The organism is Enterobacter sp. 50793107 (assembly GCF_001463365.1).
Taxonomy (GTDB): domain Bacteria; phylum Pseudomonadota; class Gammaproteobacteria; order Enterobacterales; family Enterobacteriaceae; genus Enterobacter; species Enterobacter cloacae.
Genome location: NZ_LNII01000080.1, coordinates 13,176 through 36,526, shown reverse-complemented (window position 1 = coordinate 36,526; position 23,351 = coordinate 13,176). Strand labels below are relative to the sequence as shown.

Genomic DNA, 23,351 nt, shown 5'->3' with positions numbered 1-23,351 from the left:
AAAAACACGTCACCCTTTATCGTTTGGATTGAGGGCTGCTGTCAACCGTTGTTGCACTTCAAGTTGCAGGTCATTATTAAGGGCACGCCGGTCCGCTGTTGCGATTATAAATAAATCTTCTACTCGCTCGCCAATGGTTGTAATTCGGGCCCCGTGGAGCGAAATTCCCAGATCGGCAAAGACCTGACCGACGCGGGCGAGCAGACCTGGCTGATCCAGGGCAATGAGCTCCAGGAACGATTTACGATCGGTGTGGGTCGGCAGGAAATTGACCTCGGTATCGACGGTAAAGTGGCGCAGTTTAGCGGGCTGACGACGCGGCTGCGGCGGCTGCCAGCTGCGCTGAGTGATGGCCTGCTCCAGACCAAAACGTATCCCCTCATGACGATCCGACGACAGCGGGCTGCCGTCCGGCTCCAGCACAATAAAGGTGTCCATCGCCATGCCGTCGCGGGTGGTGAAAATCTGCGCGTCGTGCACGCTCAGGTTTCGTCTGTCCAGTTCAGCGCATACCGCAGCAAACAGATAAGGGCGGTCCGGGCTCCAGATAAAGATCTCGGTACCACCGCGCGTCGCCTGCGGGCTGAGCAGGATCATCGGCTGCGACAAATCATGCTGCAGCAGATGCCGCGCATGCCAGGCGAGCTGGTTTGGACTGTGACGGACAAAGTAGTTGGCACGACAGCGGGCCCAAATCTGATGCAACGCCTCTTCATCAATGTTGTCCATCCGCAGCAGGGCCAGAGCCTGCAACTGATGGTGGCGCACGCGCTCGCGCATGTCGGGCGTGTTTTGCATTCCGCGGCGCAGCTGTTTTTCGGTCGCAAAGTACAGTTCACGTAGCAGGCTCTGCTTCCAGCTGTTCCACAGCGTTTCGTTGGTGGCGCAGATATCGGCCACCGTCAGGCAGACCAGATAGCGCAGACGGTTTTCTGTTTGTACCTCTTCTGCAAACTGCTTGATCACTTCAGGATCCTGAATGTCACGACGCTGTGCGGTGACTGACATCAGCAGATGATGGCGCACCAGCCAGGCCACCAGCTGTGTTTCACGTGAGTTCAGACCGTGCAGTTCGGCAAATTTCAACACATCCTGCGCGCCGAGCACCGAGTGGTCACCGCCGCGACCTTTGGCGATATCGTGGAACAGGGCGGCAATCAGGATCAGCTCCGGATGGGTCAGCCGTGGCCACAGCTCAACGCACAGCGGGTGGCGGGAGCGCGTCTCTTCTTTCGCAAAACTCTCCAGCTTGAGCATGACACGGATCGTGTGTTCATCCACCGTATAGGCATGGAACAGATCGAACTGCATCTGCCCGACAATGTGCGACCATTGCGGCATATAGGCCCACAGTACGCTGTGACGGTGCATTGGCAGCAGTCCGCGACTGACGGCGCCCGGATGGCGGAGCATGCTCAGGAACAGCGAACGCGCTTCCGGGATATAGCACAGCGGCTGCGTCAGATGGCGGCGCGCATGGCGCAAATGGCGCAGGGTGGTGGAGTAGATCCCGGTGATCGTGCTGTTGCGGACCATGGTATAGAACATCCGCAGGATCGCTTCCGGCTCGCGCATAAACAGCGTTTCGTCACGCAGATCGATAAGCGTACCGCGTAGCTGAAACTCATCATCAATGGGGCGCGGTTTTTCGTCGGCCGTCAGCGCCAGAATAGCTTCGTCGAACAGCTGCAATAACATCTGGTTGAGTTCGGTAACGCGTCGGGTCACGCGGAAGAAATCCTTCATCATGTGCTCAACCGGTTCGTTACCTTCGCCGCTGTAGTGAAGGCGCTGGGCCACGCTGAGCTGGCGGTCGAACAACAGACGGTTATCGTAGCGATTAAGTTCAAGATGGAGGGCAAAACGAATGCGCCACAGTAGATGCAGACACTCGTTGAGCTCGTTTCGCTCGGCTTCGGTTAAAAAGCCAAAACCCACCATTTCATCCAGCGAGGTGGCGCCAAAGTGGCGACGGGCTACCCACTGTAATGTGTGGATATCGCGCAGGCCGCCGGGGCTGCTTTTGATATCCGGTTCAAGGTTATAGCTTGTGCCGTGATAGCGCTGGTGGCGTTGATTTTGTTCCTCGACCTTAGCGGCGAAGAACTTTTCTGATGGCCAGAAGCCGTCGCTGAATATGTGTTTTTGCAGTTCCAGGAACAGCGCGACGTCGCCGATCAGCAGGCGGGTTTCAATCAGGTTGGTGGCAACGGTCAGATCCGATAGTCCCTCCAGCAGGCACTCTTCCAGGGTGCGTACGCTGTGGCCGACTTCCAGTTTCACATCCCAGAGCAGCGTCAGCAATTCGCCAATCTTCTGCGCCTGTTCGTCCGGCAGTTTTTTGCGGCTTAAGATCAGCAGGTCAATATCGGAAAGCGGATGCAGCTCACCGCGGCCATAGCCCCCGACGGCAACCAGCGCCACGTCGCTGACCTGCCCGAACCCGTACTCAATCCACAGGCGTTGCAGAAGCTGGTCAATAAATTCGGTGCGCGCTTCAATGAGCTGTTCGGCGGAAATGCCCGCATCAAACGCGCTTCCCAGCCAGCGCTGGAAGACATCCATATGGGCTTTGATGCCGGCACAGCTCAGCTCGTGCTGCGGCCAGACGCCCGGGTTATCGGGCTGGTCGGGAAGGGTGGGAAGTGCTGTGTTAGCATACTGTTCGGGTAATAGATTACTCATCGTGCGCCACCCATAAGAAAAAGCTATCGCCATTAAAAAAGCCGGCATTTGCCGGCTTTTTTATCATTCATCGTGCGTCAGTATTGCCGGGATGGTGTCATCCTTGCGCAACGTCATAATTTCGCAGCCGTTGTCTGTTACCACAATAGTATGCTCGTACTGTGCAGACAAGCTTCTGTCTTTGGTTTTCACCGTCCAGCCATCTTTCATGGTACGGATACGGTAGTCACCCGCGTTGACCATCGGCTCGATGGTGAAGGTCATCCCTTTTTGCAGCACCACGCCGCCGTCATCCGCATCGTAGTGCAGAACCTGCGGCTCTTCGTGGAAGACGCGGCCAATGCCGTGACCACAATATTCGCGAACCACGGAGAAACCTTCCGCTTCGACAAACTTCTGGATAGCGGCACCAATGGTGCGCAGGCGAATGCCCGGTTTCACCATCTTCAGCGCCAGGTAGAGGCTCTCCTGCGTCACTTTACACAGGCGCTCACCCAGGATGGTTGGCTTGCCCACGATAAACATCTTCGAGGTGTCACCGTGGTAATCATCTTTAATGACGGTGACGTCGATGTTGACGATGTCGCCATCTTTCAGCAGTTTTTCGTCATCCGGAATACCGTGGCACACCACTTCATTTATAGAAATGCAGACGGATTTCGGGAAACCGTGGTAGCCGAGGCAGGCGGAGACCGCGTGCTGCTCGTTAACGATATAGTCGTTACAGATGCGGTCCAGTTCGCCGGTGCTGACGCCCGGTTTCACGAACGGCTCGATCATTTCCAGCACTTCCGCGGCCAGACGACCGGCGACGCGCATCTTTTCAATTTCTTCAGGGGTCTTAATAGAGATAGCCATGTAATCTGTCCATCGGTGTCGATTTTTTCGACAATACTAGTCTAAGTACCGTCAATGGTATCAGTCAGGCGCACCCCGTGCCAAACTGAGAATCATTAACAGCACACTACGCCAACAATTATTGGTTTCTGGTCGCGATTTGTGGTATAAAGCGCGCCGGACTTCCGATCCATCTCAGATACACAGGCTGGACGGGAGCGATATATCTCACTTTGTGTAACAACACACACGTATCGGCACATATTCCGGGGTGCCCTTCGGGGTCGGTAATATGGGATACGTGGAGGCATAACCCCAACTTTCAATATAGAGGTTTTAAACATGGCAACTGTTTCCATGCGCGACATGCTCAAGGCTGGTGTTCACTTCGGTCACCAGACCCGTTACTGGAACCCGAAAATGAAGCCTTTCATCTTCGGCGCGCGTAACAAAGTTCACATCATCAACCTTGAGAAAACTGTACCAATGTTCAACGAAGCCCTGGCTGAGCTGAACAAGATCGCTTCCCGTAAAGGTAAGATTCTGTTCGTTGGTACTAAGCGCGCTGCAAGCGAAGCTGTGAAAGATGCTGCTAACAGCTGCGACCAGTTCTTCGTGAACCATCGCTGGTTGGGCGGCATGCTGACCAACTGGAAAACTGTTCGTCAGTCCATCAAGCGCCTGAAAGATCTGGAAACCCAGTCTCAGGACGGTACTTTCGACAAGCTGACTAAGAAAGAAGCGCTGATGCGCACTCGTGAGCTGGACAAGCTGGAAAACAGCCTGGGCGGTATCAAAGATATGGGCGGCCTGCCAGACGCGCTGTTCGTAATCGATGCAGACCACGAGCACATCGCAATCAAAGAAGCTAACAACCTGGGTATCCCGGTATTCGCTATCGTTGATACCAACTCCGATCCGGACGGTGTTGACTTCGTTATCCCGGGTAACGACGACGCAATCCGTGCTGTTAGCCTGTACCTGAGCGCTGTAGCTGCTACCGTTCGTGAAGGCCGTTCCCAGGATCTGGCTTCTCAGGCGGAAGAAAGCTTCGTAGAAGCTGAATAATAAGGTTTCACCCCTTATTAGTACCGTGTATGAATAGGGGCCCATTATCGGCCCCTTTTTTCAATTTATACTGTTTGGCCGCAGGCCGGGCAGTTCACATCTCCCGAGGATTTAAGAATGGCTGAAATTACCGCATCCCTGGTAAAAGAGCTGCGCGAGCGTACTGGCGCAGGCATGATGGATTGCAAAAAAGCGCTGACTGAAGCGAACGGCGACATCGAGCTGGCAATCGAAAACATGCGTAAATCCGGTGCGATCAAAGCAGCTAAAAAAGCAGGCAACGTTGCTGCTGACGGCGTGATCATCACTAAAATCGACGGCAACTACGGCATCATTCTGGAAGTTAACTGCCAGACTGACTTCGTTGCTAAAGATGGTGGTTTCCAGGCATTTGCTAACAAAGTTCTGGACGCAGCTGTTGCTGGCAAAATCACTGACGTTGAAGTTCTGAAAGCACAGTTCGAAGAAGAACGTGTTGCGCTGGTTGCTAAAATCGGTGAGAACATCAACATCCGTCGCGTAGCTTCCCTGGAAGGCGACGTTCTGGGTTCTTACCAGCACGGTGCGCGTATCGGTGTTCTGGTTGCGGCTAAAGGCGCTGACGAAGAGCTGGTTAAACAGCTGGCAATGCACATCGCTGCAAGCAAACCAGAATTCGTTAAACCAGAAGACGTGTCTGCTGAAGTGGTAGAGAAAGAGTACCAGGTTCAGCTGGACATCGCGATGCAGTCTGGTAAGCCAAAAGAAATCGCAGAGAAAATGGTTGAAGGCCGCATGAAGAAATTCACCGGCGAAGTTTCTCTGACTGGCCAGCCTTTCGTTATGGATCCAAGCAAATCCGTTGCTCAGCTGCTGAAAGAGCACAACGCTGACGTAACTGGCTTCATCCGCTTCGAAGTGGGCGAAGGCATCGAGAAAGTTGAGACTGACTTCGCAGCAGAAGTTGCTGCAATGTCCAAGCAGTCTTAATGATGAAAAAGGAGCCGCCTGAGGGCGGCTTCTTTTTGTCACCCGTCAGACGAAAATCAGACAGGATCCCGTATCGCTGTGCTGGTATGCGACATACTATGTCGCCAGAATTAACCCCCATCTTAATCGTTGACAGTCTCAGGAAAGAAACATGGCTACCAATGCAAAACCCGTGTACAAACGCATTCTGCTTAAGCTGAGTGGCGAAGCGCTGCAGGGATCGGAAGGCTTCGGTATTGACGCAAGCATTCTCGACCGCATGGCACAGGAGATCAAAGAACTTGTCGAACTGGGTATTCAGGTCGGCGTGGTCATTGGCGGTGGCAACCTTTTCCGTGGTGCTGGTCTGGCGAAAGCGGGGATGAACCGCGTTGTGGGCGACCATATGGGTATGTTGGCAACCGTGATGAACGGTCTGGCAATGCGTGATGCGTTGCATCGTGCCTATGTGAATGCCCGCCTGATGTCCGCTATTCCTTTGAATGGCGTTTGCGATAACTACAGCTGGGCAGAAGCGATCAGCCTGCTGCGCAACAACCGCGTGGTGATCCTCTCCGCCGGTACGGGTAACCCGTTCTTTACAACCGATTCCGCTGCCTGCCTGCGCGGTATCGAAATCGAAGCCGATGTGGTGCTGAAAGCAACCAAAGTGGATGGCGTGTTTACCGCCGACCCGGCAAAAGATCCCTCTGCCACCATGTACGATCAGCTGTCCTACAGCGAAGTGCTGGAAAAAGAGCTGAAAGTGATGGATCTTGCCGCCTTCACCCTGGCTCGCGACCACAAACTGCCAATCCGTGTCTTCAACATGAATAAGCCTGGCGCACTGCGCCGCGTGGTCATGGGCGAAAAAGAAGGCACATTGATCACGGAATAATTTCCGTCGGCGATAAATACAGGTAAGATTCCGCTTTATTTTGAAGTGGTATCTTACCCGGACGCGCCATTGGCGTTGTCATGAATTAAACGCGACTATACTTAGCACACCTGTAGCACTGTGCTGGCGGATAGTCTGCCTGAGACAAGTTTTCAAGGATTCGTAACGTGATTAACGACATCAGAAAAGATGCTGAAGTACGCATGGAAAAATGCGTAGAAGCGTTCAAAACCCAAATCAGCAAAATCCGTACTGGCCGTGCTTCTCCAAGCCTGCTGGATGGCATCATCGTAGAGTACTACGGTACGCCTACCCCTCTGCGCCAGCTGGCGAGCGTGACCGTAGAAGATACCCGTACGCTGAAAATCAATGTGTTCGATCGCTCTATGGGCCCGGCGGTTGAGAAAGCGATCATGGCATCTGACCTCGGTCTGAACCCAAGCTCTGCGGGTGCTGATATCCGTGTTCCACTGCCTCCGCTGACCGAAGAGCGTCGTAAAGACCTGATCAAAGTGGTGCGTGGCGAAGCTGAGCAGGGTCGTGTTTCCGTGCGTAACGTCCGTCGCGACGCTAACGATAAAGTGAAAGCGCTGCTGAAAGAAAAAGAGATCAGTGAAGATGACGATCGTCGTTCACAGGACGACATTCAGAAAATGACTGACGCTGCCATCAAGAAAATTGATGCGGCGCTGGCAGATAAAGAAGCGGAACTGATGCAGTTCTGATTTCTGTCTTACACTGATAAACGCCGTTCAGAGGGACTTCGGGTCTTGCTGGCGGCGTTTTGCTTTTATCTGGTCTAACTTTTTTCGGGCATCTCATGAAGCATTTAACTCTCCTTGGCTCAACCGGATCTATCGGTTGCAGCACTCTCGACGTTGTACGCCACAACCCTGCGCTTTACACCGTGACAGCACTGGTGGCCGGGAAGAATGTGCAGCGAATGGTCGAGCAGTGTCTGGAGTTTACGCCCCGCTATGCGGTAATGGATGACGAAGAGAGCGCCCGCCAGCTGAAAGCCGCTCTGCAAGAGAAGGGCAGTCGTACTGAGGTTCTGAGCGGGCAGCAGGCTGCCTGCGAGATGGCCGCGCTGGATGAGGTCGATCAGGTGATGGCCGCCATTGTTGGCGCGGCCGGATTGCTGCCGACGCTGGCCGCCATCGATGCCGGTAAAGATGTTCTGCTGGCGAATAAAGAGTCGCTGGTAACCTGCGGACGCCTGTTTATGGAGGCGGTTAAGCAGCGCGGAGCACGACTTTTGCCGGTCGACAGCGAGCACAACGCCATTTTTCAGAGTTTACCGCAACCTTTTCAGCAGAACCTGGGGTACGCTGACCTGGAGCAGAATGGGGTTGTATCGATTTTGCTTACCGGGTCTGGTGGCCCGTTCCGTGAAACGCCACTGTCTGAACTGAGCGCAATGACGCCGGATCAGGCGTGCCGTCATCCGAACTGGTCAATGGGGCGTAAGATCTCCGTTGACTCTGCCACTATGATGAACAAAGGTCTGGAATACATTGAAGCTCGCTGGCTGTTTAACGCGTCGGCGAAACAGATGGAAGTGCTGATCCACCCGCAATCGGTGATTCACTCGATGGTGCGCTATCAGGACGGCAGCGTGCTGGCACAGCTGGGAGAGCCGGATATGCGTACGCCAATTGCACATGCAATGGCATGGCCTGAACGCGTGAAATCTGGCGTGAAGCCACTCGATTTTTGCAAGCTGAGTTCTCTGACGTTCAGTGAACCTGACTACGATCGTTATCCGTGTCTTAAGCTTGCAATGAATGCCTTTGACCAGGGGCAGGCGGCGACGACGGCACTCAATGCAGCCAATGAAATTACCGTTGAAGCATTTCTGAATCAGCAGATCCGTTTCACCGATATCGCTATGCTGAATTTGTCGGTACTGGAGTTGATGGATCTGCGCGAACCACAAAGCGTGGAAGAGGTGCTGGCGGTGGATGAGCAGGCTCGTATTATTGCGCGCAAACAGGTGACACGTCTCGCAAGCTGGTGATAAAGCAAGCACCAGTCGTCGTGCTATTTGTTAGCGTTGGGCTTCGGTGATATAGTCTGCGCCACCTGATCGCAGGTATTTGACTTTAAGTGGTCAGGTAAGCCGTGGTTTGACACGGCTTTTTTACGTATAGGCTTCAGTATTCCTGAGTACCGTTAAATCCTTTTCAGGGACTAAAAACGCGTTATGTTGTCTGCGAATCAACCAATAAGCGAAAACTTGCCAGCTCATGGCTGCCGTCATGTAGCAATCATCATGGATGGCAATGGCCGCTGGGCGAAAAGACAAGGGAAGATACGAGCCTTTGGGCATAAAGCTGGGGCGAAATCTGTTCGCCGCGCCGTCTCTTTTGCCGCCAATAACGGCATTGATGCGTTAACGCTCTATGCTTTTAGCAGTGAAAACTGGAATCGACCTGCGCAGGAAGTGACTGCGTTGATGGAACTGTTTGTGTGGGCGCTCGACAGCGAAGTAAAAAGCCTGCACCGCCACAACGTGCGCCTGCGTGTCATTGGCGAAACCAGTCGTTTTAACTCACGTTTGCAGGAACGGATTCGTAAAGCAGAAGCGCTGACTGAAAATAACACGGGTCTGACGCTGAATATCGCGGCGAATTACGGTGGACGCTGGGATATTATCCAGGGGGTTCGGCACCTGGCCGAACAGGTTCAGGAAGGGTTGTTGAGACCCGACCAAATTGATGAAGACGCGCTGAGCAAGCAAATCTGCATGAATGAACTGGCACCTGTGGATTTGGTAATTAGGACAGGGGGAGAACATCGCATAAGTAACTTTTTGCTGTGGCAAATTGCCTATGCCGAACTTTACTTTACGGATGTGCTTTGGCCCGATTTTGATGAACAAGACTTTGAAGGTGCGCTGCATGCCTTTGCCAATCGAGAGCGTCGTTTCGGCGGCACCGAGCCTGGTGGCGACAAAGCCTGATGGGGGTAGCTTTTGCTGAAGTATCGCCTGATTTCCGCTTTTGTATTAATACCCATTGTCATTGCGGCGCTGTTTTTACTGCCCCCGGTGGGATTTGCTATTGTCACGCTGGTGGTGTGTATGCTGGCCGCGTGGGAATGGGGACAGTTTAGCGGCTTTACGTCGCGCAGTCAGCGGGTATGGCTGGCGGTACTCTGTGGCTTGATCCTGGCCCTGATGCTGTTTACCTTGCCGGAATATCACCATGATATTCACCAACCACTGGTTGCCGGGTCCCTGTGGGTATCGTTGGCCTGGTGGATCGCCGCCCTTGTTTTGGTGCTTTTTTATCCAGGCTCCGCGGCGTTGTGGCGCAATTCAAAAGTGCTGCGCCTTATATTTGGTCTTCTTACCATTGTGCCTTTTTTCTGGGGCATGGTGGCTCTGCGCGCCTGGCACTACGACGAAAACCACTACAGCGGTGCGATTTGGCTGCTTTATGTGATGATTCTGGTCTGGGGGGCTGACTCTGGGGCCTATATGTTTGGTAAACTGTTCGGCAAACATAAACTGGCTCCGAAGGTGTCGCCTGGTAAAACCTGGCAAGGATTCATCGGCGGCCTGTTTACGGCAGCGATTATCTCCTGGGGCTATGGCGTCTGGGCGAATCTGGACATTGCACCGTCAATACTGCTGGTGTGTTCGATTTTTGCCGCGCTGGCCTCGGTACTCGGTGATTTAACCGAAAGTATGTTCAAGCGAGAAGCAGGGATTAAGGACAGCGGACACCTGATTCCAGGGCATGGCGGGATACTGGATCGCATTGACAGCCTGACAGCGGCTGTTCCCGTGTTTGCTTGTCTGCTTTTACTGGTATTCGGGACGATTTAACGGAAGGTTTTATGCTGAGCATTCTCTGGAATCTGGCGGCGTTCATTGTTGCACTGGGTGTACTGATTACCGTGCATGAATTTGGCCATTTCTGGGTTGCTCGCCGTTGCGGTGTGCGCGTAGAGCGGTTCTCCATCGGTTTTGGCAAATCACTCTGGACGCGTACCGACCGTCACGGCACGGAATTTGTCATCGCCCTTATCCCGCTCGGTGGCTACGTCAAAATGCTCGACGAACGTGTTGAGCCTGTGGCCCCTGAGCTTCGACACAGCGCGTTTAACAACAAAACCGTTGGACAACGTGCCGCCATCATTGCTGCCGGACCGGTAGCCAATTTCATCTTTGCTATCTTCGCTTACTGGCTGGTGTTTATCATCGGCGTTCCGGGCGTGCGTCCGGTTGTCGGTGAAATCGCCCCCAATTCCATCGCGGCGAGTGCGCAAATTACGCCGGGGATGGAACTTAAAGCGATTGATGGTATCGAAACCCCTGATTGGGATGCCGTGCGACTGCAACTGGTAGCCAAAATCGGTGATGAGCAGACCACGGTCAGCGTGTCGCCGTTTGGTTCTGACCAGCGACAGAATAAAGTGCTGGATTTGCGTCACTGGAGTTTCGAGCCAGACAAAGAAGATCCCGTCTCTGCGCTGGGGATTCGCCCACGTGGTGCGCAGATCGAACCGATATTAGCCGAAGTTCAGGCAAATTCGGCGGCGAGCAAAGCGGGTTTGCAAGCTGGCGATAGGATCGTTAAAGTCGATGGTCAGCCATTAACACAGTGGATGACCTTTGTTACTCTGGTGCGCGATAATCCGGGTACGTCGCTCGCGCTGGAAGTTGAAAGGCAGGGTAGTCCACTCTCGCTGACGCTGATCCCGGATAGCAAATCGGTCGGCAAAAAGGCAGAAGGGTTTGCAGGCGTTGTGCCTAAAGTGATCCCGCTGCCTGATGAGTACAAGACAATACGCCAGTATGGGCCGTTTAGCGCCATCCTTGAAGCCACGGATAAAACATGGCAACTGATGAAGCTGACGGTAAACATGTTGGGGAAATTGATAACCGGTGATGTGAAACTGAACAACCTCAGTGGGCCAATTTCGATAGCTCAGGGGGCTGGGATGTCAGCGGAGTTCGGGGTGATTTACTATCTCATGTTTCTCGCGCTCATTAGCGTGAACCTTGGGATCATCAACCTGTTCCCGCTTCCCGTTTTAGACGGGGGTCATCTGCTGTTTTTAGCGATTGAAAAGCTAAAAGGCGGGCCGGTATCCGAGCGAGTTCAAGACTTTAGTTATCGCATTGGCTCGATTTTGCTGGTGCTGTTAATGGGGCTTGCACTTTTCAATGATTTCTCTCGGTTGTAAGAGAGTTAGTTAGGAAGAACGCATAATAACGATGGCGATGAAAAAGTTGCTCATAGCGTCGCTGCTGTTTAGCAGCGCCACCGTATACGGTGCTGACGGGTTCGTAGTGAAAGACATTCATTTCGAAGGCCTTCAGCGTGTCGCCGTTGGTGCGGCCCTCCTCAGTATGCCTGTGCGCCCCGGCGATACGGTTAATGATGATGACATCAGTAACACCATCCGTGCTCTGTTTGCCACCGGCAACTTTGAGGATGTCCGCGTCCTGCGCGATGGTGATACGCTGCTGGTTCAGGTAAAAGAACGTCCAACGATCGCCAGTATCACTTTCTCCGGTAACAAGTCGGTGAAAGATGACATGCTCAAGCAAAACCTTGAAGCATCCGGTGTTCGTGTGGGGGAATCTCTGGACCGCACCACCCTTTCAGACATTGAAAAAGGTCTGGAAGACTTCTATTACAGCGTCGGTAAGTACAGCGCCAGCGTGAAAGCGGTGGTGACTCCGCTGCCGCGTAACCGTGTTGACCTGAAGCTGGTCTTCCAGGAAGGCGTCTCGGCGAAGATCCAACAGATCAACATCGTCGGGAACCACGCGTTCACTACCGACGAACTGATCTCCACCTTCCAGCTGCGTGACGAAGTGCCGTGGTGGAACGTGGTGGGCGATCGCAAATACCAGAAACAGAAACTGGCGGGCGACCTCGAAACCCTGCGCAGCTACTATCTGGATCGCGGTTATGCCCGTTTCAACATCGACTCCACTCAGGTGAGTCTGACCCCAGACAAGAAAGGGATCTACATTACGATTAACATTACAGAAGGCGATCAGTACAAGCTTTCGGGTGTTGAAGTAAGTGGCAACCTGGCGGGGCATTCTGCCGAGATCGAATCGCTGACCAAAATTCAGCCAGGCGATCTGTACAGCGGTTCTAAAGTAACCAAAATGGAAGACGGGATTAAAAAGCTGCTCGGCCGCTATGGTTATGCCTATCCGCGTGTGCAAACTCAGCCGGAAATCAACGACGCGGATAAAACCGTTAAGCTTCACGTTAACGTTGATGCGGGCAACCGTTTCTACGTGCGTAAGATCCGCTTCGAAGGTAACGACACCTCCAAAGATTCCGTTCTGCGTCGCGAAATGCGCCAGATGGAAGGGGCATGGTTGGGTAGCGACCTCGTTGACCAGGGTAAAGAGCGTCTGAACCGTCTGGGCTATTTTGAAACGGTTGATACCGATACCCAGCGTGTGCCGGGCAGCCCGGACCAGGTTGATGTCGTGTACAAAGTGAAAGAGCGTAATACCGGTAGCTTTAACTTCGGTGTGGGCTACGGTACTGAAAGCGGCGTGAGCTTCCAGGTTGGCGTTCAGCAGGATAACTGGCTGGGTACGGGTTACTCGGTGGGTATCAACGGTACCAAAAACGACTACCAGACCTACTCTGAGTTCTCTGTCACTAACCCATACTTCACCGTTGACGGTGTGAGCCTGGGTGGTCGTATCTTCTATAACGACTTTAAAGCAGACGACGCGGATCTGTCCTCGTACACCAACAAGAGCTACGGTGTAGACGGTACGCTTGGATTCCCGGTTAACGAATACAACACCCTGCGTGCGGGCTTAGGTTACGTGCATAACGACCTGTCCAATATGCAACCGCAGGTGGCAATGTGGCGTTATCTCGACTCTATCGGCCAGTCGGCGAGCACCTCCAGCGATAACAACGGTTTTGCGGCGGATGACTTCACCTTCAACTACGGCTGGACGTATAACCGCCTTGACCGTGGTTACTTCCCAACGGAGGGCTCTCGTGTCAACCTGAATGGTAAAGTGACTATTCCTGGTTCTGATAACGAGTTCTACAAGTTAACGCTCGATACTGCCTCGTACTTCCCGATCGATGACGATCATAAGTGGGTGGTTCTGGGTCGTACCCGTTGGGGCTATGGCGATGGTTTAGGCGGCAAAGAGATGCCGTTCTATGAGAACTTCTACGCCGGTGGTTCCAGTACCGTTCGTGGCTTCCAGTCCAACAACATTGGTCCGAAAGCGGTTTATTACGGCGGTAATGACGAAGATAACTGCGCAAGCCGGGATCCAAAACAGGTTTGTAGCTCTGATGATGCGGTAGGCGGTAACGCCATGGCCGTGGCGAGCCTTGAGTTCATCACGCCAACGCCATTTATCAGTGATAAATACGCCAACTCAGTCCGTACGTCCTTCTTCTGGGATGCCGGTACCGTGTGGGATACCAACTGGGAGAACACTGCCCAGATGCGTGCGGCAGGTGTTCCAGACTACAGCGATCCGGGCAATATTCGCATGTCTGCAGGTATCGCATTACAATGGATGTCACCGCTGGGGCCGTTGGTCTTCTCTTACGCCCAGCCGTTTAAGAAATATGATGGAGATAAGTCGGAGCAATTCCAGTTTAACATTGGTAAAACCTGGTAATTCTCCGCTGCAAAGGAATGCGTTGGCAGTGTAGCGCTGACAACCGGCGATCGGTAAAACGATCGCCTTGCCACGCAAAGAACGGTACCTTCTGGTGCCAATGGGATGGTAAGGAGTTAATTGTGAAAAAGTGGTTATTAGCTGCAGGTCTCGGTTTAGCGATGGCAACTTCTGCTCAGGCAGCAGACAAAATTGCAATCGTCAACATGGGTAATTTGTTCCAGCAGGTTGCACAGAAAACGGGCGTTTCTGCGACTCTGGAAAACGAATTCAAAGGCCGTGCAAGCGAACTGCAGGGTATGGAAAACGATCTTCAGTCCAAAATGCAGCGTCTGCAGCGTGATGGTTCTACCATGAAATCAAGCGAGCGCAGCAAACTGGAAAAAGACGTAATGGCTCAGCGCCAGACGTTCTCCCAGAAAGCGCAGGCTTTCGAGCAGGATCGTCAGCGTCGTTCTAACGAAGAGCGTGGCAAGCTGGTGACTCGCATTCAGACTGCTGTTAAAGCAGTTGCTGCCGATCAGAACATCGATCTGGTTGTTGATGCGAACGCCGTTGCTTTCAACAGCAGCGATGTTAAAGACATCACCGCTGATGTTCTGAAACAGGTTAAATAAGTAATGCCTTCAATTCGACTGGCTGATTTAGCTCAGCAGTTGGATGCAGAATTACACGGTGATGGCGATATCGTCATCACCGCTGTTGCGTCCATGCAATCTGCTAAAGCTGGCAATATTACCTTCATGGTAAGCCCTAAGTACCGTGAACATCTGGCTCAATGCCAGGCGTCGGCTGTTGTTCTGACGCAGGACGATCTTCCGTTTGCCACTGGTGCGGCACTGGTAGTGAAAAATCCCTACCTGACGTATGCTCGCATGGCACAAATTCTTGATACCACGCCGCAGCCGGCGCAAAACATTGCTGCCAGTGCAGCAATCGATCCGACGGCTCAGCTGGGTAACAACGTAGCAGTCGGCGCAAATGCCGTGATCGAGTCTGGTGTCGTACTGGGCGATAACGTCGTCATCGGCCCGGGCTGCTTCGTTGGGAAAAACACAAAAATCGGCGCCGGGACACGTTTGTGGGCCAATGTGTCCGTCTACCACGAAGTTGAAATCGGCGAAAATTGCCTCGTTCAGTCCAGCACAGTGATTGGTTCTGACGGTTTTGGCTACGCTAACGATCGTGGTAATTGGGTTAAGATCCCGCAACTTGGTCGCGTTATCATTGGCGATCGCGTTGAGATCGGAGCCTGTACCACCATTGACCGTGGTGCGCTTGACGACACCATTATCGGCAACGGTGTTATTATCGATAATCAGTGCCAGATTGCGCATAACGTTGTGATTGGCGACAATACCGCGGTTGCAGGTGGCGTCATCATGGCAGGCAGTCTGAAAATTGGCCGTTACTGCATGATTGGCGGTGCCAGCGTGATCAATGGTCATATGGAAATATGCGACAAGGTCACCGTGACGGGAATGGGCATGGTAATGCGTCCTATCACTGAGCCAGGCGTCTATTCCTCAGGCATCCCGCTGCAACCTAACAAGGTATGGCGTAAAACAGCAGCTCTGGTGATGAATATTGATGATATGAGCAAGCGACTCAAGTCCCTTGAGCGTAAGATCGATCAACAAGACTAAGCGTTCATCTTTTTAACGCTTAATTTCCCGGCCTGTCGGCTTTCTTTTAAACCGGCAGGCCGTGTTATTATTGCTAATCAGTACATTTTGACAGGAAGAGTATTTTGACTACCGACACTCATACTCTGCATATTGAAGAGATTTTAGAACTTCTGCCGCACCGCTACCCGTTTTTGCTGGTAGACCGTGTGCTGGATTTTGAAGAAGGTCGTTTTCTGCGCGCAGTGAAAAATGTCTCCGTTAACGAGCCATTCTTCCAGGGGCACTTCCCTGGTAAACCCATCTTCCCGGGTGTGTTGATCCTGGAAGCGATGGCACAAGCTACCGGTATTCTTGCGTTTAAAAGCGTAGGCAAACTGGAGCCGGGTGAACTGTACTACTTCGCGGGTATCGATGAAGCGCGCTTTAAGCGCCCTGTCGTGCCTGGTGATCAGATGATCATGGAAGTCACTTTTGAAAAAACGCGTCGTGGCCTGACTCGCTTTAAAGGCGTAGCACTGGTTGACGGCAAAGTTGTTTGCGAAGCGACGATGATGTGTGCTCGTAGCCGGGAGTCCTGATACGTGATTGATAAATCTGCCTTTATTCATCCTACCGCTATTGTGGAAACCGGCGCCATTATTGGTGCTAATGTCCACATTGGCCCGTTCTGTATTGTTGGTCCCCATGTCGAAATTGGTGAGGGTACAGTACTGAAATCTCACGTTGTCGTGAATGGTCATACGACCATTGGCAGCAACAATGAGATCTATCAGTTCGCCTCCATCGGCGAAGTTAACCAGGATTTAAAATATGCTGGTGAGTCGACCCGTCTGGAAATTGGCGATCGTAACCGTATCCGCGAAAGCGTCACCATTCATCGTGGAACAGTACAGGGTGGTGGGTTGACGAAGGTGGGCAGCGATAACCTGTTTATGGTTAATGCGCACATCGCGCACGACTGTACCGTAGGTGACCGCTGTATTCTTGCCAACAACGCAACGCTGGCAGGACACGTATCGGTTGATGATTTCGCAATTATTGGCGGTATGACCGCAGTCCATCAGTTCTGCATCATTGGTGCACATGTGATGGTCGGCGGATGCTCCGGTGTGGCGCAGGACGTCCCACCGTATGTAATTGCGCAGGGCAACCATGCCACGCCATTCGGCGTGAACATCGAAGGCCTCAAGCGTCGTGGCTTTAGTCGCGAAGCGATTACGGCTATCCGCAACGCGTATAAGTTACTGTACCGTAGCGGCAAAACGCTGGAAGAGGCGAAGCCGGAAATTGCCGAACTGGCGGAAAAGCACCCTGAAGTGAACGCGTTCATGGAATTCTTTGACCGTTCCACAAGGGGTCTGATTCGTTAATGGTCGACAGTCGTCCGCTTACGATAGCCCTGGTCGCCGGAGAAACCTCCGGCGATATTCTTGGTGCCGGTCTTATCCGCGCGCTTAAGGCTCGCGTACCTGATGCTCGCTTTGTTGGCGTTGCAGGCCCGCTAATGCAGGCTGAAGGCTGCGAAGCCTGGTACGAAATGGAAGAGCTGGCCGTGATGGGCATTGTTGAGGTGCTGGGGCGACTGCGTCGTCTGCTGCATATCCGCGCCGATCTTACCCGCCGCTTCACCGAGCTCAAACCCGATGTCTTTGTCGGTATCGATGCGCCTGACTTCAACATTACCCTCGAAGGGAATCTGAAAAAGCAGGGCATTAAAACCATTCACTACGTCAGTCCGTCCGTCTGGGCGTGGCGACAGAAACGCGTTTTCAAAATCGGACGGTCAACCAATCTGGTGCTGGCTTTCCTGCCTTTCGAAAAAGCGTTTTACGACAAATTTAACGTTCCGTGCCGTTTTATCGGGCATACCATGGCGGATGCGATGCCGCTGGATCCGGATAAAAACGCAGCGCGTGACGTGCTGGGGATCCCTCACGATGCGCACTGTCTGGCTCTTCTGCCGGGTAGCCGTGGCGCAGAAGTAGAGATGCTTAGCGCGGACTTCCTGAAAACCGCGCAAATTCTGCGCGATACCTACCCCGATCTCGAAGTGGTTGTGCCGCTGGTGAACGCCAAACGCCGGGAGCAGTTTGAGCGTATTAAAGCCGAGGTTGCACCGGATCTTCACATCCATCTGCTGGATGGAAAAGGCCGTGAGGCGATGGTCGCGAGCGATGCCGCGCTGCTGGCCTCCGGTACGGCAGCCCTGGAGTGCATGCTGGCGAAATGTCCGATGGTGGTAGGCTATCGCATGAAACCGTTCACCTTCTGGCTGGCCAAACGCCTGGTGAAGACGGAGTACGTTTCGCTGCCAAACCTGCTCGCCGGGCGTGAACTGGTGAAAGAGCTTCTGCAGGACGAATGTCAGCCTCAGGCGCTGGCCGATGCGCTGCTACCGCTGCTTGCCAACGGCAAGACCAGCCACCAGATGCATGATACGTTCCGCGAACTGCATCAGCAGATCCGCTGTAATGCCGATGAGCAAGCGGCTGATGCGGTGCTGGAGTTAGCAAGATGATGGAATTTATTTATCCTCACACCCACCTTGTTGCGGGTGTGGACGAAGTGGGCCGTGGCCCGTTAGTGGGCGCTGTTGTGACCGCGGCGGTGATCCTCGATCCGGCCCGTCCGATTATCGGGTTGAATGACTCCAAAAAGCTTTCAGAAAAGCGCCGACTGGCGTTATTTGATGAGATTCAGGAAAAAGCATTAGCCTGGAGCCTTGGGCGTGCTGAGCCGCATGAAATTGACGAGCTGAACATCCTGCATGCCACAATGCTGGCGATGCAGCGTGCGGTGGCGGGGCTGAAAATTGCCCCGGAGTATGTTCTTATTGACGGCAACCGTTGCCCTGCATTACCTGTGCCTTCCATGGCGGTAGTAAAAGGGGATAGCCGGGTCGCGGAAATCAGTGCGGCTTCTATTATTGCCAAAGTGACTCGCGATGCTGAAATGGCCGCGCTGGATCTCACTTACCCTCAGTATGGCTTCGCTCAGCATAAAGGGTATCCTACAGCCTTCCACCTGGAAAAGCTGGCTGAACATGGCGCAACCGAGCACCACCGGCGCAGTTTTGGCCCGGTGAAACGCGCGCTGGGACTGGTGTCCTGAATCAATACGCAAGCAATTAAGTAACGCGGAATCTGAAGATGGCTGAACCACGTTTCGTACACCTGCGGGTGCATAGCGACTACTCCATGATCGATGGGCTGGCGAAAACCGGGCCGCTGGTAAAAAAGGCGGCCTCACTGGGTATGCCTGCGCTGGCGATCACCGATTTTACCAACCTGTGTGGTCTGGTGAAGTTCTACGGAACGGCGCATGGCGCGGGGATGAAACCCATCGTCGGAGCTGATTTTCATGTGCAGAGCGAACTGCTCGGCGACGAAATGACGCAAATTTCCGTGTTAGCGATGAACAACACGGGTTATCAGAATCTCACCCTGCTTATCTCCAAAGCCTACCAGCGAGGCTACGGCGCCCTGGGGCCATGGATTGACCGGGACTGGCTGGCGGAGCTGAACGAAGGGTTATTGCTGATCTCCGGCGGCCGCATGGGTGATGTGGGCAAATGCCTGCTGCGCGGCAATAGTGCGCTGGTGGATCAGTGCGTATCATTCTATGAAGAGTACTTCCCGGATCGTTATTATCTGGAGCTGATCCGCACCGGTCGCCCGGATGAAGAGAGTTATCTCCATGCCGCTGTGGCGCTTGCGGAAGCGCGCGGGCTGCCCGTGGTGGCAACCAACGATGTACGCTTCCTTGAGGCCGGGGATTTCGACGCTCACGAGATTCGCGTGGCGATCCATGATGGCTTCACCCTCGACGATCCCAAGCGCCCGCGTAATTATTCTGCTCAGCAGTACATGCGCAGCGAAGAGGAGATGTGTGAACTCTTCTCTGACATCCCGGAAGCGCTGGAAAACAGCGTTGAAATCGCCAAGCGCTGTAACGTTACCGTGCGTTTGGGTGAGTATTTCCTGCCGCAGTTCCCGACCGGGGAAATGACCACGGAAGACTTCCTGGTCATGAAATCCAAAGAAGGTCTGGAAGAACGTCTTGAATTCCTTTTCCCGGATGAAGAAGAGCGTAAAAAACGCCGTCCGGAGTATGACGAGCGCCTGGATATCGAACTTCAGGTTATCAACCAGATGGGCTTCCCGGGCTACTTCCTGATCGTAATGGAGTTTATCCAGTGGTCGAAGGATAACGGCGTGCCGGTTGGTCCAGGACGTGGTTCCGGTGCCGGGTCACTGGTGGCCTATGCGCTTAAGATCACTGACCTCGATCCGCTGGAATTTGACCTGCTATTCGAACGTTTCCTTAACCCGGAACGTGTCTCCATGCCCGACTTCGACGTCGACTTCTGTATGGAAAAACGTGACCAGGTTATTGAGCACGTGGCGGATATGTATGGCCGTGACGCGGTTTCGCAGATCATTACCTTCGGTACGATGGCGGCGAAAGCGGTTATCCGCGACGTGGGCCGCGTGCTGGGGCATCCGTACGGCTTCGTCGATCGCATCTCTAAGCTGGTGCCGCCCGATCCGGGGATGACGCTGGCAAAAGCGTTTGAAGCCGAGCCGCAGCTGCCGGAAATCTACGAAGCTGACGAAGAAGTCAAAGCGCTGATCGACATGGCGCGTAAGCTGGAAGGCGTCACGCGTAACGCCGGTAAACACGCGGGTGGTGTGGTTATCGCCCCGACCAAAATTACCGACTTTGCGCCGCTCTATTGTGACGAAGCGGGGCAGCACCCGGTTACCCAGTTTGATAAGAACGACGTTGAATACGCCGGGCTGGTGAAGTTCGACTTCCTCGGTCTGCGTACGCTTACCATCATCAACTGGGCGCTGGAGATGATCAACGCCCGCCGCGAGAAGAACGGCGAGCCGCCGCTGGATATCGCGGCTATCCCGCTGGATGACAAGAAAAGTTTCGACATGCTGCAGCGCTCGGAGACCACCGCGGTCTTCCAGCTTGAATCCCGCGGCATGAAAGATCTGATTAAACGTCTGCAGCCTGACTGCTTCGAAGATATGATCGCACTGGTGGCGCTGTTCCGTCCGGGACCGCTGCAGTCGGGGATGGTAGATAACTTTATCGACCGTAAGCATGGTCGGGAAGAGATTTCCTACCCGGACGTTCAGTGGCAGCACGAAAGCCTGAAGCCGGTACTGGAGCCAACCTACGGCATCATCCTGTATCAGGAACAGGTCATGCAGATTGCTCAGGTGCTCTCCGGCTATACCCTCGGCGGCGCGGATATGCTGCGTCGTGCAATGGGTAAGAAAAAGCCGGAGGAGATGGCCAAGCAGCGCTCTATTTTTGAAGATGGCGCGAAGAAAAACGGCATTGACGGCGAACTGGCAATGAAAATCTTCGACCTGGTGGAGAAATTCGCCGGGTACGGATTTAACAAATCGCACTCTGCCGCCTATGCTTTGGTGTCGTATCAAACCCTGTGGCTGAAGGCGCACTATCCCGCTGAATTTATGGCGGCGGTAATGACCGCCGATATGGATAACACCGAGAAGGTGGTTGGCCTGGTGGATGAGTGCTGGCGCATGGGACTGAAGATCCTGCCGCCGGATATTAACTCGGGTCTTTACCATTTCCACGTTAACGACGACGGGGAGATCGTGTACGGGATCGGCGCAATCAAAGGCGTAGGTGAAGGGCCGATCGAGGCGATCATCGAAGCGCGTAATAACGGCGGTTATTTCCGCGAGCTGTTTGATCTGTGCGCCCGTACCGATACCAAAAAACTGAACCGCCGCGTGCTGGAAAAACTGATCATGTCCGGTGCGTTCGACAGGCTGGGGCCGCACCGCGCCGCGCTGATGAACTCGCTTGGCGACGCGCTGAAAGCCGCGGATCAGCACGCAAAAGCGGAAGCCATTGGCCAGGCGGACATGTTCGGCGTGCTGGCGGAAGAGCCAGAGCAGATCGAGCAGTCTTACGCCAGCTGTCTGCCGTGGCCAGAACAGGTGGTGCTGGATGGTGAGCGTGAAACGTTAGGCTTGTACCTGACGGGGCACCCGATCAATCAGTACATCAAAGAAATTGAGCGCTATGTCGGAGGCTACAGGCTGAAAGACATGCATCCGACAGAACGTGGTAAAATCACCACGGCTGCGGGGCTCGTGATTGCTGCAAGGGTTATGGTCACCAAGCGCGGCAATCGTATCGGCATCTGTACCCTGGATGACCGTTCCGGGCGTCTGGAGGTGATGTTATTCACCGACGCGCTGGATAAATACCAGCAATTGCTGGAAAAAGACCGCATACTTATCGTCAGCGGACAGGTCAGCTTTGATGACTTCAGCGGGGGGCTTAAAATGACCGCCCGCGAAGTGATGGACATTGACGAAGCCCGGGAAAAATATGCTCGCGGGCTTGCTATCTCGCTGACGGACAGGCAAATTGATGACCAGCTTTTAAACCGACTCCGTCAGTCTCTGGAACCCCACCGCTCGGGGACAATTCCAGTACATCTCTACTATCAGAGGGCGGATGCACGTGCGCGGTTGCGCTTTGGTGCAACGTGGCGTGTCTCTCCGAGCGATCGTTTACTGAACGATCTCCGTGGCCTCATTGGTTCGGAGCAGGTGGAACTGGAGTTTGACTAATACAGGAATACTATGAGTCTGAATTTCCTTGATTTCGAACAGCCGATTGCTGAGCTGGAAGCGAAAATCGATTCTCTGACAGCGGTAAGCCGTCAGGATGAAAAACTGGATATTAACATCGACGAAGAAGTGCATCGTCTGCGCGAAAAAAGCGTAGAACTGACGCGCAAAATCTTTGCCGATCTCGGCGCATGGCAGATCGCCCAGTTGGCGCGTCACCCACAGCGTCCGTACACCCTGGATTATGTCCGCCTGGCGTTTGACGAATTTGACGAACTGGCAGGCGACCGCGCTTACGCTGACGATAAAGCTATCGTCGGTGGTATCGCTCGTCTGGATGGACGTCCGGTGATGATCATTGGCCATCAGAAAGGCCGTGAAACCAAAGAGAAGATCCGTCGTAACTTTGGTATGCCGGCACCAGAAGGCTACCGTAAAGCTCTGCGTCTGATGGAGATGGCTGAGCGTTTCAATATGCCCATCATCACCTTTATCGACACCCCGGGTGCTTACCCAGGCGTGGGCGCGGAAGAGCGCGGTCAGTCTGAAGCCATCGCACGTAACCTGCGTGAGATGTCTCGCCTGAAGGTGCCTGTCATCTGTACCGTCATCGGTGAAGGTGGTTCCGGTGGTGCGCTGGCGATTGGCGTGGGCGATAAAGTGAATATGCTGCAGTACAGCACCTATTCCGTTATCTCTCCGGAAGGGTGTGCCTCTATCCTGTGGAAGAGCGCCGATAAAGCGCCTCTGGCTGCAGAAGCGATGGGCATCATTGCCCCACGCCTGAAAGAGCTGAAGCTGATCGATACCGTCATCCCTGAACCTCTGGGTGGTGCGCATCGTAAGCCGGAAGTGATGGCCGCTTCCCTGAAAGCGCAGCTGCTGGCCGATCTGGCGGACCTGGATGTGCTGAGCAAAGAAGACCTGCTCAATCGTCGTTACCAGCGTCTGATGACCTACGGTTACGCGTAAGCTTCACAATTATCTGAAAAGCCGCACACTGTTGC

General features: G+C 53.8%; 19 protein-coding genes. 17 read left to right on the top strand and 2 right to left on the bottom strand.

The features are described from left to right. Window positions 1-9: 9 nt before the first annotated feature. Window positions 10-2,685 (bottom strand): bifunctional uridylyltransferase/uridylyl-removing protein GlnD, encoded by a 2,676-nt coding sequence (gene glnD, locus APU11_RS12360; RefSeq protein ID WP_013095651.1) that lies wholly within the window; start codon window positions 2,683-2,685, stop codon window positions 10-12. 63 nt (window positions 2,686-2,748) lie between these two features. After that, window positions 2,749-3,543, bottom strand: coding sequence for a type I methionyl aminopeptidase (gene map / locus APU11_RS12355; RefSeq protein ID WP_013095652.1), 795 nt, complete (start codon window positions 3,541-3,543; stop codon window positions 2,749-2,751). Window positions 3,544-3,864: 321 nt separating this feature from the next. Between map and rpsB the strand changes: the two genes are divergently transcribed. From rpsB to accA, 17 genes are all read left to right on the top strand, one after another. Then, entirely contained in the window at window positions 3,865-4,590 is a 726-nt protein-coding gene (gene rpsB / locus APU11_RS12350; RefSeq protein ID WP_013095653.1) for a 30S ribosomal protein S2, read from the top strand. A gap of 117 nt (window positions 4,591-4,707) precedes the next feature. Beyond that, window positions 4,708-5,559 carry a translation elongation factor Ts gene (gene tsf, locus APU11_RS12345; RefSeq protein WP_008501911.1) on the top strand — a complete coding sequence of 284 codons (852 nt, stop codon included), beginning with the start codon at window positions 4,708-4,710 and terminating at the stop codon, window positions 5,557-5,559. Between the two features lie 151 nt (window positions 5,560-5,710). Next, complete coding sequence (pyrH, locus tag APU11_RS12340; protein ID WP_003856194.1) at window positions 5,711-6,436, top strand: UMP kinase; 726 nt, start codon at window positions 5,711-5,713, stop codon at window positions 6,434-6,436. A 167-nt stretch (window positions 6,437-6,603) separates the two neighbouring features. After that, window positions 6,604-7,161: a ribosome recycling factor gene (frr, locus tag APU11_RS12335; RefSeq protein ID WP_008501909.1), complete on the top strand. Its 558-nt coding sequence runs from the start codon at window positions 6,604-6,606 to the stop codon at window positions 7,159-7,161. 95 nt (window positions 7,162-7,256) lie between these two features. Then, window positions 7,257-8,456, top strand: a complete 1,200-nt coding sequence (ispC, locus tag APU11_RS12330) for a 1-deoxy-D-xylulose-5-phosphate reductoisomerase (RefSeq protein ID WP_038981256.1) — start codon at window positions 7,257-7,259, stop codon at window positions 8,454-8,456. A 186-nt stretch (window positions 8,457-8,642) separates the two neighbouring features. After that, complete coding sequence (gene ispU / locus APU11_RS12325) at window positions 8,643-9,401, top strand: (2E,6E)-farnesyl-diphosphate-specific ditrans,polycis-undecaprenyl-diphosphate synthase (RefSeq protein WP_028028110.1); 759 nt, start codon at window positions 8,643-8,645, stop codon at window positions 9,399-9,401. A 12-nt stretch (window positions 9,402-9,413) separates the two neighbouring features. Next, a complete protein-coding gene (cdsA, locus tag APU11_RS12320) occupies window positions 9,414-10,271 on the top strand; it encodes a phosphatidate cytidylyltransferase (protein WP_013095657.1) in 858 nt (285 codons plus the stop codon). A gap of 11 nt (window positions 10,272-10,282) precedes the next feature. After that, a complete protein-coding gene (gene rseP / locus APU11_RS12315; RefSeq protein ID WP_014830712.1) occupies window positions 10,283-11,635 on the top strand; it encodes a sigma E protease regulator RseP in 1,353 nt (450 codons plus the stop codon). Window positions 11,636-11,666: 31 nt separating this feature from the next. After that, the gene (gene bamA, locus APU11_RS12310) at window positions 11,667-14,084 is read left to right on the top strand and encodes an outer membrane protein assembly factor BamA (RefSeq protein WP_013095659.1); all 2,418 of its coding nucleotides are present in this window, start codon (window positions 11,667-11,669) and stop codon (window positions 14,082-14,084) included. 122 nt (window positions 14,085-14,206) lie between these two features. After that, window positions 14,207-14,701 (top strand): molecular chaperone Skp, encoded by a 495-nt coding sequence (skp, locus tag APU11_RS12305; protein WP_013095660.1) that lies wholly within the window; start codon window positions 14,207-14,209, stop codon window positions 14,699-14,701. Between the two features lie 3 nt (window positions 14,702-14,704). Further along, the gene (lpxD, locus tag APU11_RS12300) at window positions 14,705-15,730 is read left to right on the top strand and encodes a UDP-3-O-(3-hydroxymyristoyl)glucosamine N-acyltransferase (RefSeq protein WP_013095661.1); all 1,026 of its coding nucleotides are present in this window, start codon (window positions 14,705-14,707) and stop codon (window positions 15,728-15,730) included. Window positions 15,731-15,834: 104 nt separating this feature from the next. Continuing rightward, window positions 15,835-16,290 (top strand): 3-hydroxyacyl-ACP dehydratase FabZ, encoded by a 456-nt coding sequence (gene fabZ / locus APU11_RS12295; protein WP_010426706.1) that lies wholly within the window; start codon window positions 15,835-15,837, stop codon window positions 16,288-16,290. 3 nt (window positions 16,291-16,293) lie between these two features. Next, a complete protein-coding gene (gene lpxA / locus APU11_RS12290; RefSeq protein ID WP_013095662.1) occupies window positions 16,294-17,082 on the top strand; it encodes an acyl-ACP--UDP-N-acetylglucosamine O-acyltransferase in 789 nt (262 codons plus the stop codon). Continuing rightward, the gene (gene lpxB / locus APU11_RS12285; RefSeq protein ID WP_013095663.1) at window positions 17,082-18,230 is read left to right on the top strand and encodes a lipid-A-disaccharide synthase; all 1,149 of its coding nucleotides are present in this window, start codon (window positions 17,082-17,084) and stop codon (window positions 18,228-18,230) included. Before lpxA ends, lpxB begins: the two co-directional genes overlap by 1 nt. Next, window positions 18,227-18,823 (top strand): ribonuclease HII, encoded by a 597-nt coding sequence (rnhB, locus tag APU11_RS12280; RefSeq protein ID WP_013095664.1) that lies wholly within the window; start codon window positions 18,227-18,229, stop codon window positions 18,821-18,823. Before lpxB ends, rnhB begins: the two co-directional genes overlap by 4 nt. A 38-nt stretch (window positions 18,824-18,861) precedes the next feature. Then, window positions 18,862-22,344 carry a DNA polymerase III subunit alpha gene (dnaE, locus tag APU11_RS12275; protein ID WP_013095665.1) on the top strand — a complete coding sequence of 1,161 codons (3,483 nt, stop codon included), beginning with the start codon at window positions 18,862-18,864 and terminating at the stop codon, window positions 22,342-22,344. Window positions 22,345-22,356: 12 nt separating this feature from the next. Next, entirely contained in the window at window positions 22,357-23,316 is a 960-nt protein-coding gene (gene accA, locus APU11_RS12270) for an acetyl-CoA carboxylase carboxyl transferase subunit alpha (RefSeq protein WP_013095666.1), read from the top strand. The last annotated feature ends 35 nt before the right edge of the window (window positions 23,317-23,351 follow it).